General features: G+C 54.8%; 16 protein-coding genes. 12 read left to right on the top strand and 4 right to left on the bottom strand.

Annotated features, from left to right (window positions below; genetic code table 11):
• From BJ887_RS13145 to BJ887_RS13125, 5 genes are all read left to right on the top strand, one after another.
• Positions 1–1,434 carry a glycoside hydrolase family 32 protein gene (locus BJ887_RS13145; protein WP_121339955.1) on the top strand — a complete coding sequence of 478 codons (1,434 nt, stop codon included), beginning with the start codon at positions 1–3 and terminating at the stop codon, positions 1,432–1,434.
• A gap of 92 nt (positions 1,435–1,526) precedes the next feature.
• Positions 1,527–2,792 (top strand): OmpG porin family protein, encoded by a 1,266-nt coding sequence (locus BJ887_RS13140; protein ID WP_014168438.1) that lies wholly within the window; start codon positions 1,527–1,529, stop codon positions 2,790–2,792.
• 14 nt (positions 2,793–2,806) lie between these two features.
• Positions 2,807–4,300 (top strand): glycoside hydrolase family 32 protein, encoded by a 1,494-nt coding sequence (locus BJ887_RS13135; RefSeq protein WP_121339954.1) that lies wholly within the window; start codon positions 2,807–2,809, stop codon positions 4,298–4,300.
• 12 nt (positions 4,301–4,312) lie between these two features.
• A complete protein-coding gene (locus BJ887_RS13130; protein WP_020885345.1) occupies positions 4,313–5,326 on the top strand; it encodes an OmpG porin family protein in 1,014 nt (337 codons plus the stop codon).
• Positions 5,327–5,434: 108 nt separating this feature from the next.
• Positions 5,435–6,385: an aminoimidazole riboside kinase gene (locus BJ887_RS13125; protein ID WP_032679551.1), complete on the top strand. Its 951-nt coding sequence runs from the start codon at positions 5,435–5,437 to the stop codon at positions 6,383–6,385.
• A gap of 209 nt (positions 6,386–6,594) precedes the next feature.
• Here BJ887_RS13125 and trpS read toward each other — a convergent pair whose 3' ends face one another.
• Complete coding sequence (trpS, locus tag BJ887_RS13120; RefSeq protein ID WP_032679552.1) at positions 6,595–7,596, bottom strand: tryptophan--tRNA ligase; 1,002 nt, start codon at positions 7,594–7,596, stop codon at positions 6,595–6,597.
• 199 nt (positions 7,597–7,795) lie between these two features.
• Here trpS and fosA point away from each other — a divergent pair, with 199 nt between their 5' ends.
• A complete protein-coding gene (gene fosA, locus BJ887_RS13115) occupies positions 7,796–8,221 on the top strand; it encodes a FosA/FosA2 family fosfomycin resistance glutathione transferase (protein ID WP_032679775.1) in 426 nt (141 codons plus the stop codon).
• Here the strand turns inward: fosA and BJ887_RS13110 are convergent.
• On the bottom strand, positions 8,207–9,214 hold the full coding sequence (locus BJ887_RS13110; protein ID WP_032679553.1) for a LacI family DNA-binding transcriptional regulator: 1,008 nt from the start codon (positions 9,212–9,214) through the stop codon (positions 8,207–8,209). The two genes, fosA and BJ887_RS13110, sit on opposite strands and share 15 nt — an antisense overlap.
• A 185-nt stretch (positions 9,215–9,399) precedes the next feature.
• Between BJ887_RS13110 and BJ887_RS13105 the strand changes: the two genes are divergently transcribed.
• Together BJ887_RS13105 and BJ887_RS13100 are read left to right on the top strand one after the other, a co-directional pair.
• On the top strand, positions 9,400–10,488 hold the full coding sequence (locus tag BJ887_RS13105) for a cellulase family glycosylhydrolase (RefSeq protein ID WP_032679554.1): 1,089 nt from the start codon (positions 9,400–9,402) through the stop codon (positions 10,486–10,488).
• 45 nt (positions 10,489–10,533) lie between these two features.
• A complete protein-coding gene (locus tag BJ887_RS13100; RefSeq protein ID WP_020885339.1) occupies positions 10,534–11,928 on the top strand; it encodes an MFS transporter in 1,395 nt (464 codons plus the stop codon).
• 33 nt (positions 11,929–11,961) lie between these two features.
• Here the strand turns inward: BJ887_RS13100 and BJ887_RS13095 are convergent, their stop codons facing one another.
• The gene (locus BJ887_RS13095) at positions 11,962–12,348 is read right to left on the bottom strand and encodes a VOC family protein (protein WP_020885338.1); all 387 of its coding nucleotides are present in this window, start codon (positions 12,346–12,348) and stop codon (positions 11,962–11,964) included.
• A 93-nt stretch (positions 12,349–12,441) separates the two neighbouring features.
• On the opposite strand from BJ887_RS13095, the gene BJ887_RS13090 reads away from it, so the two are divergent.
• The 3 genes from BJ887_RS13090 to BJ887_RS13080 all read left to right on the top strand — a co-directional run bounded on the left by BJ887_RS13090 (position 12,442) and on the right by BJ887_RS13080 (position 15,115).
• Positions 12,442–13,212 (top strand): DeoR/GlpR family DNA-binding transcription regulator, encoded by a 771-nt coding sequence (locus tag BJ887_RS13090; RefSeq protein ID WP_121339953.1) that lies wholly within the window; start codon positions 12,442–12,444, stop codon positions 13,210–13,212.
• Between the two features lie 63 nt (positions 13,213–13,275).
• Positions 13,276–13,878 carry an ATP-dependent Clp protease proteolytic subunit gene (locus BJ887_RS13085; protein WP_121339952.1) on the top strand — a complete coding sequence of 201 codons (603 nt, stop codon included), beginning with the start codon at positions 13,276–13,278 and terminating at the stop codon, positions 13,876–13,878.
• 115 nt (positions 13,879–13,993) lie between these two features.
• Positions 13,994–15,115, top strand: a complete 1,122-nt coding sequence (locus tag BJ887_RS13080) for a cupin domain-containing protein (RefSeq protein ID WP_032679556.1) — start codon at positions 13,994–13,996, stop codon at positions 15,113–15,115.
• Between the two features lie 38 nt (positions 15,116–15,153).
• Here the strand turns inward: BJ887_RS13080 and BJ887_RS13075 are convergent, their stop codons facing one another.
• A complete protein-coding gene (locus BJ887_RS13075; RefSeq protein ID WP_014168453.1) occupies positions 15,154–15,348 on the bottom strand; it encodes a DUF2767 family protein in 195 nt (64 codons plus the stop codon).
• A 229-nt stretch (positions 15,349–15,577) separates the two neighbouring features.
• Between BJ887_RS13075 and BJ887_RS13070 the strand changes: the two genes are divergently transcribed.
• Positions 15,578–15,811 carry a DUF2171 domain-containing protein gene (locus tag BJ887_RS13070; RefSeq protein ID WP_020885334.1) on the top strand — a complete coding sequence of 78 codons (234 nt, stop codon included), beginning with the start codon at positions 15,578–15,580 and terminating at the stop codon, positions 15,809–15,811.
• The last annotated feature ends 86 nt before the right edge of the window (positions 15,812–15,897 follow it).

Genomic DNA, 15,897 nt, shown 5'->3' with positions numbered 1-15,897 from the left:
ATGACATCCTTATTAGAACTGGCTGAACAGGTGCTTGAAAAAGCACAATCCGGGATTAATCCGCGCTGGTATCCGCGCTATCACCTCGCCCCTCGCGCAGGCTGGATGAATGATCCTAATGGCCTGGTATGGTTTGACGGCTGGTATCACGCCTTTTATCAACACCATCCCTATTCCCCGAAATGGGGTCCGATGCACTGGGGGCACGCCCGAAGCAAAGATCTGGTGCATTGGGAACATCTGCCCGTCGCGCTAGCACCAGAAGGCCCGGCGGACAAAGACGGCTGTTTCTCCGGCTCCGCCGTGGTGGACGGCGATACGCTGGCGCTCATCTACACCGGACATAAATTTCACGGCCCGTCGGACACAGACGACAACCTCTACCAGGTGCAGTGTCTGGCGACCAGTCGTGACGGCATCCATTTTGAACGGCACGGCAGGGTGATTGATACACCGCCCGGACTGCATCACTTTCGCGATCCGAAGGTGTGGCGCGAAGGTGAGTTCTGGTACATGGTTGTCGGCTCCCGCGTGGAAAATACCGGCCAGGTGCGCCTGTACCGTTCCACCGATCTCCGCGAATGGCATGACGAAGGTATTTTCGCCGAGGCTGATGCAGGCAAGGGCTTTATGTGGGAATGCCCGGATTTCTTTACCCTGGGAGAGAAGCGTGTCCTGATGTTCTCGCCGCAGGGCATGGCGGCGGAAGGGTATCACTATCGCAACCTGTTCCAGAGTGGCTATTTACTTGGGGACTGGCAGCCAGGTCAACCGTTCACCCACAGCGGACAATTTACTGAGCTGGACCACGGCCACGACTTTTATGCCCCGCAGAGTTTCGTGACCCCGGATGGCCGACGCATTGTCATCGGGTGGCTCGATATGTGGGAATCACCGATGCCCGAACAGCAGGATGGCTGGGCCGGAATGCTCTCGCTTCCACGCGAATTAAGCCTTGTCGATGGCCGGGTGAGAATGAAACCGGCTGCCGAAGTGACCGCGCTGCGTGGCAGCTATTATCCCACGCCCGTCCGCTGCCTGAACAATCAGAACGTCCTTGTCGCGGCAGATGCCGACGCGGTCGAAGTTCAGCTGGCATGGGATTTGAGCGCATCGACGGCTGAACAGTTTGGTATCGCATTGGGCGACGGGCTGAGAATTTACGTCGACGATCAGGCCGGGCGTCTGGTGGTGGAGCGTCGCTATCCGGAATATTCGCTGGAAGGCACGCGCAGTATTCCGCTGCCAGCAGACAGCGTTCTGTCACTGCGAATTTTTATTGACCGCTCATCGGTGGAAGTTTTTGTTAACGATGGTGACGCTTGCTTAAGCAGTCGTATTTATCCGCAGCCGGGCGAGCGCGATATTTCATTGTTTGCACATCAGGGTGTGGCCTCATTATACGATGCGGGATACTGGTCTTTAGATAAATAATTCTCCGTTCCGACCTGTTTCTTGCAGGGTGAGTTTTTATTTCTGCCAGTCTCTGGCTGGCATGTTATTGTCTGGAATAATGAGAGAGCAAAATGGATGAAAGCGTAATACCTCAAAATTGCATTACCGCGAAAGATAAAAACATATTTGTTCCAGGAAAACAGACGCTGGCATTAATGGTGACATTAGCGGCATTTCCTGCCATTGCTGAAGACGTTACAGGAAACTATCAAAGCTATTTTCAGGATGAATCAGACACCAACGGTACGAGTGTATCATCAGCCAATAACGGCAAAGAACAATCGTCCCTTCGTGCTTCGTCTTCTCCGGTTGCTGCAGGTCAAAAACCTGAACTCACGACCTCGTCAAAGCCCGTGACGTTATCGGCGCAAACGGAGAATAAAAAAGCGGAAGTGAAAAAGCGTCCTAAAGGGGATAACCCCGAAGACGTCAGTCTGTTGCGTTTAAGGCAGGAAGATCCACCGGTTCACTGGAACAGTATCGGTCGTAATATGGAAGTGGGTGGCCTGCATGGAAACATCGGGTCTCAGATAGAAATTGACGATGTTCGCTGGAGCAATAATAAGAAAAACAGCGGCAAGTTTAAACTCGCCACCATTCAGGCTTTTTTAAGGCACGATGAATTGCCTAACTGGTATTTCGGTTTCTGGAATGCCAGAGAAGACAGTTATAAAGGACAGTTTAGTAATCAGGACTATCAAGGCACCAATACCATCAATGAATTTTTTGTGGGCCATATTTTCGAAACCTGGCGAGGGAATATCGGTACGGAAGTTATGGTCGGCTCCGAAACGGCAACGAAACGCTGGAAAAACCGGTTCAAAGTCTGGCAGGACCTGCGACTGTCCAGCAAATGGAGCCTGGCCGGATACGCGTATGGCGAATACCAGCCTCAGGGGAACGAACCGGGGAATGGCGATCTGGAACAGTACATTTTCGAAATTGAGCCAGCCATTCAATACCGCGTGAATCCGGATCTCGGACTCTATTTGCGACCCTATTATTATCATAACCGTCAGGAGCGTCAGAGCTGGGGCGATATTGTCGAAGAAGAATGGAAAGTCACGGCCGGACTCTGGCGAAACTGGTATCCATTATTAACCTCCCTGTATGTTGGATTTGGCCAGGACAAAATAGATAACGCCAGCAATGCCAGCGAAGTTTTCTATGACGGTCGGTATAAGTTTATCGGTGGCACGCTGAGTTATCCGGTATTTGGTGAAGTGCGATTATACGGTGAATTCAAAGCACAATTTACGAAAGAAACCGGGCTTTGGACATCGACCGGTCACTCATGGAACCCGTTTACCGTGGTTGGCGTGAATTATAACTTCTGACATTCAGGTGTAGCATGAAAAAATTAATAGTCGCGGCATCTGTCGCGCTGCTTGCGCTTTCACTCGGCAATAATCCTGCCTGGTCGCAGCCTTCGAAAGAAACATTACAGAATAAAAGTATCACCCATATTAATGGCTTTTTCCCGCGGGTTGACGGTTCATTTGTGGGCGACCCTATGCCCGTGTTTAACGATGGCAAATTTGATATTTATTATCTTAATGATGTCCGCGGCGGCAGCGATTTGGGGGTACATGCTTTTCATCTCTTATCGAGTGCCAACTTGTATGATTATCAGAACCATTCCGAAGTGATCCCCTACGTTAACGACGTTGACGATCCTGAACTGTTATTGGGAACCGGTTCGATTATTAAAGTAGGCGATACCTGGCATGCCTGGTACACCGCGCACAATGAAAATGTGTTCCCGGTTGAGTCTATTATGCACGCGACCAGCAAGGACCGCCTTCACTGGGTGAAACACCCGCAAGACACCATTTTACCCGGCGGTAACTATCGGGGTAATGATTTCCGGGACCCTCACGTCGTTTGGATTGAGGAAAAGAAAGAATACTGGATGTTAATTACTACGCGCAGTAACGGTCGTGGGGTTATTGCCCGGTACAGTTCAACGGATTTAACGCACTGGGAAGATCGCGGCGTATTTTTTGATAACGACACCATCACCAGCAATGCCAACCTCGAATGCCCGACACTGGTTTACTTCAACGGACGCTGGTATCTCAGCTTTAGCGATCAATGGCCGTTACGCCTGACACAATACCGGGTTGCGGATAATCCGGAGGGGCCGTGGCGGAAACTGGGCAATTATGTGGTCGACGGCTCGGGTTTTTACGCGGGTAAACTGGTACTCAAAAACGATCGGCTGTTTGTTTTCGGCTGGATCCCGACGAAAGCCGGTAACCGTGACAGCGGCAACATTGACTGGGCAGGGAATCTGGTTGCTCATGAGCTCACCGCAGATGAGCAGGGCCAGCTCAACAGCATCCTGCCCCAGGAGCTTCAGCAGGTCATCAGTGAGAATCCTGGTCCGGTGACCACCTTAACGAGCACCAAAACGCTTAAAACGGCCACGTCGTTCGGCCCCTTACAGTCGGCGCTGTACCCGGCCTTGCCTGAACGTGGTGAGTTGAGCGCAACCATTGATGTTCCTTCTGCCGGAATGGTGATGAGCTTTGGTCTGACCGACGACAGAGTCAGTGATGCGATGCTGAACGTTGTGTTCAATAAGAGCAAAGGAAAAGTCTATTTTTTCAACGCGCCGCTCGCGTCGATTCATCAGGCTAACGCGGAATCCTGGGTGGATGTTCCGATCGGGGAAAAAATTGAGTTACGCGTTCTCATTCAAAACTCAATTGCTGTTTTTTATATAAACAATAAAGCGGCATTCAGTACCCGGATGTATTCCATGCAGGAGAAGCCGTGGAGTATTAGCCTGCCTCAAAACGACCATTTTCACGCGACGTTGAAAATAAAAGAAATGATTTAACGGGATATTATTATGAAAAACTATCATGCCCTGTCTGTTATTTTTGCTCTTCTGTTTCCCGCGCTGGCGAATGCGAGCATGAGCATCATGAAGGACCCCTCGGGAAAGGTTGTTGCCGTGGACCCGTGGTCCTATCTGGATGAAGAGGTTATGTGGACCTCAGCCCGCTCCTCCAATCCTGCCGGTGGCCGCGTTCATGGCCAACTGAAGATGAAATATGCCATTGAGGACAATAACTGGCGTAACAGCCATTTCCACAACGGGAATGATTCACTGACGTTTGTACAAGGCGTGATGCGACACGATGCGTTACCCGGTTGGTATCTGGCTTTTTCTGAGGGCAGAACCACCCACTATAACGGGACGTGGGAGGATCAGTCTTACCTCAGCCAAAACCAGTGGACTCAGTTGATCATCGGCCATGAATATTTTTACAAACGTCTGCGCTATGGCTGGGATGTCATGGGTGGAAGCGCCTCAATCGAGGACCGCTGGCAAGGCCGCGTTAAGTTCTTTACCGATCTTCGGGTTACGGACAATTTCTCATTCTTTAACTATTTGTATCAGCAGATCGATCACCGCCGCAGCGGTGGATCGCAAAATGACCGCGACGTGCGTTCATTTCAGATTGAGCCTGGCGTGCAATATATTATTAATAACACCACCGGCGTCTGGTTCCGCCAGCAATTTGCCTCTGCCATTTTAGACAGGGCGCAGTGGGGCGATATTGACGAAAAAAGCTGGACCACGTCTGTCGGCGTCTGGCGCAACTGGGGGAAATTATCCACAACGCTCAGCGGCGGGTATGGCCATTATAAGAAATACAATGCGCAGCCTGAAGATGGCGAAGTCTTCCAGAATACCCGCAACCGCTTCCTGAAGGTATCGGCGAATTATCCGTTGACCTCTCGCTTTACCGTGTCCGGAGAAGTTACTGGCTCGTTGATAAAACAGGACGGAAGCTGGGTGACCCACGGTGAGGCTGTTACCACCGAATATAAGCTGATGCTGGATTATAACTTTTAACCCGTATGCCTGGATAATCCATGGCACCTGTTCACGCTTAAGCGCTATTAAAAAACTGACCTTCCCGCAGGTCGCATTTAAAAAGTTAATTATTATTGAGGAAATGTCATGAATATCTGGACTCTTGGCGATGCAGTGGTGGATCTTCTACCGCTTTCAGACATGCAATATCAGGCCTGCGCAGGAGGAGCCCCGTTCAATGTGGCAATTGGCGCTGCGCGTCTGGGCTGCCAGAGTGGTTTTATTGGCCGGGTCGGTGAGGATGACTTTGGTTATTTTCTGAAGAAAACGCTGTCTGACGCAGGCGTTTCAACCGAAAGTCTGCAGTTGGATAATCAGCACAGAACCAGCACGGTATTGGTCTCTCTGGGCCGCGCTGGCGAGCGTGGATTTACGTTTTTAACCAACCCTTCCGCGGATCAATTTTTAACGCCCGATGCGCTGCCCGGTTTTAGCGACGATATTCTGCACTTCTGCTCTCTGGCCCTGGTCGCCGAAACGTGTCGTCATACGCTCGTCACCGCCATCAACCATGTAAAACAGCGTGGAGGATTACTGAGTTTCGACGTGAATTTACGGGAGCAAATGTGGCCCGATAAGCATGAAATGCTCGAGACGGTGCGCCATTTTGCCGCCCAGGCCGACATTCTTAAACTCTCGGAAGAAGAGTGGCACTGGATGACCGGCTCTCACGATTTTTCCCATGCGCTTAACGCTCTCAATGCTCTGCCCGCGCAACTCAAAGTCGTGACCTACGGTGAGCAAGGTGCCATGGTGCTGTGGCGCAACAGCGTTATTCATTTCGACGGTTATACCGTCAACAGTGTTGATACAACCGGGGCTGGCGACGCGTTTGTCGCAGGGTTGCTGGCCTGGATTGCACATCGCGGGATGCCGCAGAATGTTGAACAACTCCACCAGGCCATGGCTCAGGCCAGCGCCTGCGGTGCCCTCGCGACAACGCGCAAAGGGGCGCTGACCGCGCTACCTGATACCAACGCACTTAATACCTTTATCACTCGATTCTCGCTACCGGATTACGAGGTGAAAAAGGGCTAAACAGGATGAGAACATGTTTTGTTCTCATCCTGGATATCAGCGCCGTCCAGACCATTGAGCAGGGCGGCTAGCCGCATCCGTAGAGATATCCCCTGACGCTATCCCTCCAGACTTACTACCGCCGCCACTGCTGCGAGAGTGCGGTGGCTCTGGTTGTGAAGGCCACAGATGCGGCGCCGACTGAGGAGAAGACGACTGTAATCGCGAGTTCAAAACACCGGCACCCCCAGCCCAACCTTCACCTCTTTCAGCGTCCCCTGCGTCACCGCCTGCGCCCGTTCGGTCCCGCGCTTCAGCATCGCCATCAGCTCCCCTTTATCCTGCATGTACATCGCCCTCCGTTCCCGCATCGGTGCAATCAGCTCCTGCAGGCACGCCTCCAGCTCATTCTTGCATGCCCGGTCACCCAGTCCGCCCGCCTGATAATGCGCCTTCATCGCTGCCACTTTGGCTTTGTCCGGATGAAACGCGTCGAGGTAGGTAAACACCACGTTTCCCTCAATCTGCCCCGGGTCGCTCACCTTCAGGTGGTTCGGGTCGGTGTACATGGCGCTGACCGCACGGTGAATCGTCTCTTCACTGGCGGAAAGGTGCAGGGTGTTGCCCAGTGATTTTGACATCTTGGCGCTGCCGTCGATGCCGGGCAGGCGGCCGGTGTCGCTGAGCATCGCTTTGCAGTGGCGCAGCACCGGGGCAGGCAAGAGGCTGTTCATCTTGTGCACAATCTCATTGGTCTGCTCAATCATCGGCAGTTGGTCGTCGCCGACGGGGACGCACTCGGCTTTGAACGCAGTGATGTCCGCCGCCTGGCTGATGGGGTAGGCCATAAAACCGACCGGCAGCGAGCGGGCAAAGCCTTTCTGCGCAATCTCATTTTTCACCGTCGGGTTACGCTCGACGCGGGCGACGGTGACGATGTTCATATACAACATTGTCAGCTCGGCGAGAGCGGGCAGGGCGGACTGCAGGCAGAGTGTCGTCAGGTTCGGGTCGATGCCGGCGGCGAGGTAGTCGGCGAGCACTTCAGGGATGTTGTCGCGGATTTTTTGTGGGTTGCTGCCGTTGTCGGTCAGCCCCTGCAGGTCGGCAATCAAGACATACTGGTTATGCGTCTGCTGTAGCGCCACGCGCTGGCGCAGCGAACCGACGAAATGGCCCAGGTGCAGTGGGCCGGTTGGGCGGTCGCCGGTGAGGATGGTTTGAACGTTCATAAAGACTCCTTAATGTGCAAGTGCCGAAAGGGGTCTTAGAAATGTGAAAGCCGCCTTTCGGCGGCTATCTGAAAATGGGGAAAACTACTCCGTGCCGCCTTTAAGAAGGCAGCCACCAGCGGTTTACGGTGAGCACGGCGTGGTTTATGTTCATAAAGTTACCGTACCACGTCTGGCGCAAAAAACAAAAGGGCACGTCATGCTGCAATCACTCAACCATCTGACCCTCGCGGTCAGCGACCTGCAAAAAAGCGTTACCTTCTGGCACGAGCTGCTGGGGCTGACGCTGCACGCCCGCTGGAATACCGGGGCCTATCTTACCTGCGGCGATCTGTGGGTCTGCCTGTCGTACGACGAGGCGCGCCAGTATGTGCCGCCGCAGGAGAGCGACTATACCCATTACGCGTTTACCATTGCGACGGAAGATTTTGAACCGTTCTCGCACAAGCTGGAGCAGGCAGGCGTTACCGTCTGGAAGCAGAACAAAAGTGAGGGGGCATCGTTCTATTTTCTCGACCCGGACGGGCACAAGCTGGAGCTGCACGTGGGCAGCCTCGCCGCGCGGCTGGCGGCGTGCCGGGAGAAACCCTATGCCGGAATGGTCTTCACCTCAGACGAGGCTTGATGTCCGTACCTTCAGCCTGCCCGCCAGCGTCACGTGGGTGGCGGCATCTTCCTGATTGCACAGGTACTCCACCGCCAGCCGTCCCAGTTCGCTGTAGGGGAGCTGGATACTGGTCAGCGGTGGGGTGAGTTGCTCGGAGATCTTCTGGTCGTCGTAGCCCGCCAGCAGCATATCCTGCGGGATGCGCACGCCGTTTACCGCCAGCGCCTGATAGCAGCCGATCGCCAGCCAGTCGCTGGCGCAGAAGATGGCGTCCGGGCGTTCGACCAGCGACAACAGAGAGGTGGTGGCGGTAAAGGATTCGCTGAACTGCCAGTTGGTCTGGCGCACCAGACTCTCGTCACAGGCTAAACCGGCCTGCTGTAAAGCGGCCTGATAGCCGGCCAGCCGCTGGCGGGAGGCCTCCATCCAGCTCTCGCCGGTGATGTGGGCGATACGCGTTGCACCGCAGGCGATCAGGTGTTTGGTCACCTGGAAGGCGTTGGCGTAGTCGTCCGGAATAAACGACGGCAGCAGCGGCGAACCGGGGTCGCGCTGATTGAGCAGCACCAGTGGAATGCGGGTGCAGTCCTGAAAAGCGGTCATGTCGACAAGGGTGGTAACGGGGGAGGCGAGGATAATCCCCACGCAGTTGCGCTTCTCCAGCTGGCGGATAATGTTCAGCGCCAGCTCTACGTCATCACCGTAGTCGTACACCGTCAGCAGCGCTTCGTTGCGCCATGCGGCTTCCCGCGCCTGGCTGATGGCATCGATAAAGGGATCAAAGCTTTGCAGGGAACTGACCAGCAGGGCGATTTCCTCCTGGTTGCGCGGGGCGTGAATGGCAGGCAGGCGGTCATAACCGAGCTCGGTCGCCACGCCGATCACCCGCTGGCGGGTCTCGTCGCTGAGCTTGATGTTACGGGACTGGTTGAGCACCAGCGATACCGTCGCCTGCGACACCCCCGCCGCCCGCGCAATATCGTTCATCGTGACTTTTGTTTTTCGCTTCATCCGTCCTCTCCCTCTCGCGACACCGCATCATACCCTAACTGTTCGCTTACGCGCCGTCGATCACGTTTCTTATTCGCGCCTGCATGAACTTTGTGAAGGCTGTCGCTTTTCGGAGCGTCATGAATTGCGCATTTATCCCGCAGCTAATATTTATTAGCTAAATATTATCAGTAAGAGGACGCGTAATGAAAGAGCAGTGGAGCAGGGAGCAGGCACAGGCGTGGTATCAGCAAAAAGGCTGGCTGTGTGGGTTTAACTATTTACCGTCGACGGCGGTGAACTGGACCGATATCTGGCAGGAAGAGACCTTCGATGCCGATACCATTGACCGCGAACTGGGCTGGGCGGCGGAGGCGGGCTACAACACCCTGCGCATCAACCTGCCGTTTATTGTCTGGGAACACGATCGCGACGGCCTGATGGCGCGCATCGACGCGTTTCTGGCGATGGCCGACAGCCACGGGTTCAGCACCATGCTGACCCTGATGGACGACTGCGGTTTCTCCGGCGATGAACCGTATCTGGGGCCGCAAAAGCCGCCGGTGCCGGGCAAGCACAACAGCCAGGCGGCAGCGAGCCCGGGGCGCGATAAAGTCTGCGATCCCGACTGCTGGCCGCAGATTGAGCGCTATATCCGCGACGTTATCCGCCAGTTCCGCGACGATGAGCGCGTACTGCTGTGGGATCTGTATAACGAGCCGGGCAACCGCGGCATTTTTGCGACCGGTACGCAGGAGGTGCAGTACGACGCGAAGCTGGAGACCTGCGCGCATGAGCTGATGAAGCTGGCGTTCCGGTGGGTGCGTGAAGAGGATCCCACTCAGCCGCTCACCGTCTGCGCGTGGCGTCTGCCGGCGGAAGAGGAGGGCGAGACGTTTTATCAGCATCCGCTGGATCAAACCGCGCTGGCGCTATCCGACGTGGTGAGCTTCCACGCTTACACCAACACCGGACGCATGACCGCGATTATCCAGCAGCTGCAGGCGCTTGGGCGGCCAATCTTCTGCACCGAATGGCTGGCCCGGCACGTGGGCAGCACCCTCGAGGAGCAGCTCCCGTTGATGTACACGGCGAAGGTCGCGCCGTATCAGTGGGGGCTGGTGCGCGGTAAAACCCAGACGTGGCTGCCGTGGCCGGTGGTGATGAAGGAGTCTACGGACTACTGCCGCCTCTGGTTCCACGACGTCTTTGAGGAGAACGGTATCCCGTTCTCGCGCAGTGAAATGGCCTTAATGAAGAAGCTCCGTAAGATCGCCCCGAAAGCGCAGGGCTAATAATATCGACCCGGCGGCCTGCCGCCGGGCAACCAGGTACGCACTATGGCAATGACAATGAAAATACCGTCTCGCGAATTGTGGTCTTATTTTGGTTATGGATTAGGTCAGTGTTTTAGCTTTGGTTTAGTGGGTTCGTTTATTAACTATTTTTACACCGACGTGCTGGGGATTTCGGCGCTGGCGGCGAGTACCATCTTCCTGATTGCCCGCGCGTGGGATGCGGTTCACGACCCGCTATTTGCCAGCATAATGGACACCATTAACACCCGGTTCGGCAAGTTTCGCCACTTTTTGCTGATCGCCCCATTACTCATTACCGGCGTCACGCTGCTGTCGTTCTATAAAATCGAAGCGGACATGACCACCAAAATTCTCTACGCCGGGGTGACGTACATTCTGTGGGGAACTCTGTACGCCATCTCTGATATCCCGTTCTGGTCGATGTCGTCGGTGATGACTAACGACTCCGGGCAGCGCACCCGCGCGGTGACGGCGGCCATGCTGGGGGTTAACGCCGGGATCGCCTGCGCCAACATTTTCTTCCCGAAACTGGCGGCGTTCTTCGCCCAGTACAGCAACGACAAAGGCTATTTTATGGCGGCGCTGGTGATGATGCTGGTCGGCCTGCCGCTGATGCTCAACGGCTTTATGCAGATTAAGGAGCGTGTGCCGCCGAGTCCGGAAAAGGTGACGATACGTGACACCTTCCATAACCTGCGCCAGAACAAGCCGCTGTTTATCGTTCTGCTGTCGTTCTTCTTCTGCGTGTTCCATAACGTGGCCGGCGGCCTCTACATCTATTTCTTTATCAACAATATGGGTGACGGCAGCCTGCAGATGGCGATCGGCGTGATGGGGATTATGGCGGCGGTGGTGTGTCTCGTCGCCCCAATGCTGACGCGCAGGATGCAGAAGCGGAAGCTGTTTATGATCCTCTGCGGGCTGGATGTTGCGGTACGCGTGGTGATGTGGTTTGTGGGCTATCAGCAGACGGCGATGCTGTTTATCCTGCTTGGCCTGAGTACGCTGTTTGTGATGATGTCCAACATCCTCACCTCGTCGATGATTGCCGACACCATTGAGTATGCGGAGTACCACACCCACAAGCGCTGTGCGGCGATCACCTTCTCCGGACAGACCTTTACCGGCAAGATGTCGGTGGCGGTCGGCGGTGGGTTAATCGGCGTGTTTCTGACGATGATCGGTTATGTCCCGCAGGCGCAAACCCAGAGTGACGGCGTGCTGTCGGGGCTGTTCTTTGGTATCTGTCTGCTGCCGGCCATCGGCTCGCTGATCCGGCTTGGGTTTATGTCGCGCTTTACCTTTACCGAGGAGAAGCATGCGGAGATTTGCCGGTTGCTGGCGGAACGTCAGCACGAGAAAGCGCAGCAACGTGAGGGCGAGGAAAATCTGGCGCGCCCGGCCACGGTGAATTAAACATTAACGCCTGCATGGCAGGCGTTATGTCTTTTACTCTCCTGTGAGCTCAATCCGGTTGCCGTCCGGGTCCGCAATCACCGCCTCATAAAACCCATCCCCGGTCATGCGGGGGGCGCTGAGCAGGGTGCCGTTTGACTGCGCCTGCGCCGCCATACGGTCCACATCTGCCTGGCTGCCGACGTGAATGGCGATATGCGCCCAGCCAATAAACTCCGGATGAGCCGGGGCGTCGGGCAGGTCCGGAACCGTCATCAGTTCAAGGGTTGGCCCGCCATCCAGGGTAATAAAATGTGACGCAAAGCCCGGGCGATTTTTGCTGAGGTAGCGTTCATTACGGCGTCCGCCAAAAACCGTTTCCCAGAACTGTACCTGTGCATCAAGGTGTCGGGTCCAGAGTGCAACATGGGCAATGTTCATTGTTATCCTCGCGGTGAGTGCTGATTGACAGAGCACGCGCAGTGCAACATTATGCGCTTTGATGCTCGGTTTTGTTATTTTAAAGGACTTATAATGCTCGATTATGCTGCTTTTCCGGAGCAACGACAAGCGCTGATCCGTCAGATCCTTCAGGAGAGCGGAAGGGTGGTGTGCACCGAACTGGCGACACAAATGAAGGTCTCCGAGCACACCATTCGCCGTGATTTACATGAGCTTAGCAAAGAGGGCTTCTGTAAAAAGGTCTACGGTGGCGCGGTACTTCAGCTGCCGGATGCGGGGACATTTAGCCGCCGCGAGCAGGAAAACAGTGCACAAAAAGCCACAATCGCGCAGAAAGCGGCAACGCTGATCAAGGCAGGTGGCTGTATCTTTATGGATACGGGCATCACCAACCTGGCGCTGGCGAAAGCCCTTCCTGCCGAACTCAGCGTGACGGTGGTGACCAACTCCCCGGCCATCGCGACCGCGCTGCTGCAACATCCGCTGTGTGAGGTGATCATCACTGGCGGGCAGATCCAGCGGGCGTCCGGCGCGACGGTGGGTGCCACGGCAGCGAGCCAGCTTGAGGGGATTATCTTTGATCAGGCCTTTATCGGTGGCTGTGCGATGGATCCTGAGATGGGGCTGACCGGCTTTGATTTTGCCGACTGTGCGTTCAAAAAAGCAGTGATCGCCCAGAGCAACCAGACCATCGTGGCGTTGACTGCTGACAAGCTTCCCGGCGTGGCGCGCTTTGTCGTGGCAAAGAGCCGCGACATTGATGTGCTGGTGGTGGCCGCGAATATTAAACAGGACGTTATCGACGCGTTTGCAGCGCAGGATGTTCGCATTGTGTGCGCCTGAGGACTTTGACCGGTAAAACAGGCTACACTCTGGTTTTGAGCGCTAAATGCTGAGGACATAACAATGCACTACACACTGAAAGAAGGCGATAAGGATAAAGCGGAAGGGTCAAACGGCGCGGGCGCGCTGCAGCAAAAACTGCTCGAGTCCCGCTCGATTGTTATCTCCGGTGAGATCAACCAGGAACTGGCGCAAAAAGTCATTACCCAGCTGATCCTGCTGCAAAGCGTGAGCACCGATCCGATCAAGCTGTACATCAACAGCCAGGGTGGCCACGTGGAAGCGGGTGATACCATCCATGACTTCATCAAGTTCATCCGTCCGGACGTACACATCATCGGCACCGGCTGGGTGGCGAGCGCCGGGATCACCATCTTCCTGGCGGCGAAAAAAGAGCACCGCTACTCTCTGCCCAACACCCGCTTTATGATCCACCAGCCGCTGGGTGGCGTGCGTGGTCAGGCGACGGATATTGAGATTGAAGCGCGCGAGATCATCCGCATGCTGGATCGCGTGAACAAGCTGATTGCTGACGCCACCGGCCAGCCGCTGGAAAAAGTGAAAAAAGACACCGACCGCAACTTCTGGATGTCTCCGGCAGAAGCGCTGGACTACGGCATTGTGGGTAAACTGATTACGCATTATGACGATCTGAAGCTGGATTGATCCCTCAGGGCCGGACGTTTGAGCCGGCCTTCTCCTCTCGTTTGACCCATGACAAGTTCCCCCTTGACCGTCTCCCCTATAATCGCGCCTGTTTACCCTCTCACTGGTGCTACCCATGGCGTATCAACTGAACCTGAACTGGCCGGAATTTCTTGAGAAATACTGGCAGAAACAACCCGTAGTGCTGAAAAATGCCTTCCCCAATTTTGTTGACCCGATTACCCCGGATGAACTGGCAGGGCTGGCGATGGAGCCTGAAGTCGATAGCCGTCTGGTCAGCCATTCCAACGGTAAATGGCAGGCCAGCAATGGTCCGTTTGAGCACTTCGATGGCCTGGGCGAAACCGGCTGGTCGCTGCTGGCGCAGGCGGTAAACCACTGGCACATGCCTGCAGCGGAGCTGGTGCGCCCGTTCCGCGTCTTGCCAGACTGGCGTCTGGATGACCTGATGATCTCCTTCTCTGTCCCTGGCGGCGGCGTGGGTCCGCATATCGATCAGTACGATGTGTTTATCATTCAGGGGATGGGAAGCCGCCGCTGGCGCGTGGGTGACAAGCTGCCAATGCGCCAGTTCTGCCCGCATCCGGCACTGCTGCACGTTGATCCGTTTGAGCCGATCATCGACGAAGATCTGGCCCCGGGCGATATCCTCTACATTCCACCTGGCTTCCCGCACGACGGCTTTACCCACGAAACGGCGCTCAACTACTCCGTCGGTTTCCGCGGGCCGAACGGCCGCGATCTGATCAGCAGCTTTGCCGATTACGCGCTGGAAAACGATCTGGGCGGCGAGCACTACAGCGATCCGGATCTGACCTGCCGCGAACATCCAGGACGCGTGGAACAGTACGAACTGGATCGTATTCGCCAGATGATGATCGACATGATCAGCAAGCCTGATGATTTCACGAAATGGTTCGGTAGCTTTGTCTCGACGCCGCGCCATGAGCTGGATATTGCCACCGCGGAACCGCCGTACACGGCAGAAGAAGTGCTTGATGCATTGCAGGGGGGCGAAACGCTGTCTCGCCTGAGCGGTCTGCGCGTGTTGAATATCAACGGCAGCGTCTTCATCAACAGCGAACTGCTGGAAACGGTAGATGCGAAGGCTGCGGACGTGCTGTGTCGCTACACGGAACTCGGCCAGGCTGAGCTGGGCGAGGCGCTGAACAATCCGGCGTTTATTGACGAACTGACCGGACTGATTAACCAGGGCTACTGGTTCTTCGACGAGTAATGGCTGGCGGCGTTTAGCCAGGCTAAACGCCGCCTCGTTCAGACCAGCATATTACAGGCTTTCCAGTAATTCAGGAGCCGCTCATCGTCGCGCTCCTTCTCTGCTTTTGTTTTCATCGCCTGCGCCAGATTTTCACGCGACAGCTCGTGGCCTTTTTGCACAATGTCTAAAACCGCCTCACCAAGAGCCAGTGAAATTTCTGTACGATTATTACGAATATTATGAATCGTCATTAATGCCTCCTCGTTGGTTGCGATAATGTAATTATGAAATAAAAAATAAACATCGAGAATAATTCATCTTATTCTTATTTTTTCATTATGCTTCGCTATGCCTCGCGGTAGTCATAATATCCTGTTGTGTCAATGATGTTTCAAAATGCTAATAAGCGGCCGTAAGCCAAATTTATGCGCTACAGTTAATTCCGTGCAACGGCCAAATAACCAAAACGGGAGAATTATTATGGTAGATAAAAACGCAATTATGGATCACGCTCAGGTTGTCGCCAGCTGCGGAACACACGTCGGTGTTGTGGACCATCTGGATGGTGAGCGCATCAAGCTTGCGAAAAGCGATCCGGAATCCGGTGGGAAGCACCACTTTATACCGCTCGGCTGGGTGGACAAAGTGGATGATAATAAAGTTGTCCTGACCAAAAACCATAAAGAGGTTTTTGCTGAGTGGCAGCAAGCATAAATATATCTCTTTAACTGAAATATATTTCTTCGCTCCGGCTCAGACCGGAGCGTAATACGTTTTATGCCCGGTGATTGCTGCCACCA

The sequence above is a fragment of the Enterobacter sp. WPR_3_1 genome, assembly GCF_003635055.1.
In the GTDB taxonomy this organism is placed as follows: domain Bacteria; phylum Pseudomonadota; class Gammaproteobacteria; order Enterobacterales; family Enterobacteriaceae; genus Enterobacter; species Enterobacter ludwigii.
The sequence above is the reverse complement of the archived record's forward strand: the minus strand, read 5'-3'. Positions and strand labels throughout refer to the sequence as shown.

Bases quoted from the DNA above. Each gene is read 5' to 3' on its own strand.
- BJ887_RS13145 (WP_121339955.1), top strand. From the start codon at position 1: ATGACATCCTTATTAGAACTGGCTGAACAGGTGCTTGAAAAAGCACAA.
- BJ887_RS13140 (WP_014168438.1), top strand. From the start codon at position 1,527: ATGGATGAAAGCGTAATACCTCAAAATTGCATTACCGCGAAAGATAAA.
- BJ887_RS13135 (WP_121339954.1), top strand. From the start codon at position 2,807: ATGAAAAAATTAATAGTCGCGGCATCTGTCGCGCTGCTTGCGCTTTCA.
- BJ887_RS13130 (WP_020885345.1), top strand. From the start codon at position 4,313: ATGAAAAACTATCATGCCCTGTCTGTTATTTTTGCTCTTCTGTTTCCC.
- BJ887_RS13125 (WP_032679551.1), top strand. From the start codon at position 5,435: ATGAATATCTGGACTCTTGGCGATGCAGTGGTGGATCTTCTACCGCTT.
- trpS (WP_032679552.1), bottom strand. From the start codon at position 7,596: ATGAACGTTCAAACCATCCTCACCGGCGACCGCCCAACCGGCCCACTG.
- fosA (WP_032679775.1), top strand. From the start codon at position 7,796: ATGCTGCAATCACTCAACCATCTGACCCTCGCGGTCAGCGACCTGCAA.
- BJ887_RS13110 (WP_032679553.1), bottom strand. From the start codon at position 9,214: ATGAAGCGAAAAACAAAAGTCACGATGAACGATATTGCGCGGGCGGCG.
- BJ887_RS13105 (WP_032679554.1), top strand. From the start codon at position 9,400: ATGAAAGAGCAGTGGAGCAGGGAGCAGGCACAGGCGTGGTATCAGCAA.
- BJ887_RS13100 (WP_020885339.1), top strand. From the start codon at position 10,534: ATGGCAATGACAATGAAAATACCGTCTCGCGAATTGTGGTCTTATTTT.
- BJ887_RS13095 (WP_020885338.1), bottom strand. From the start codon at position 12,348: ATGAACATTGCCCATGTTGCACTCTGGACCCGACACCTTGATGCACAG.
- BJ887_RS13090 (WP_121339953.1), top strand. From the start codon at position 12,442: ATGCTCGATTATGCTGCTTTTCCGGAGCAACGACAAGCGCTGATCCGT.
- BJ887_RS13085 (WP_121339952.1), top strand. From the start codon at position 13,276: ATGCACTACACACTGAAAGAAGGCGATAAGGATAAAGCGGAAGGGTCA.
- BJ887_RS13080 (WP_032679556.1), top strand. From the start codon at position 13,994: ATGGCGTATCAACTGAACCTGAACTGGCCGGAATTTCTTGAGAAATAC.
- BJ887_RS13075 (WP_014168453.1), bottom strand. From the start codon at position 15,348: ATGACGATTCATAATATTCGTAATAATCGTACAGAAATTTCACTGGCT.
- BJ887_RS13070 (WP_020885334.1), top strand. From the start codon at position 15,578: ATGGTAGATAAAAACGCAATTATGGATCACGCTCAGGTTGTCGCCAGC.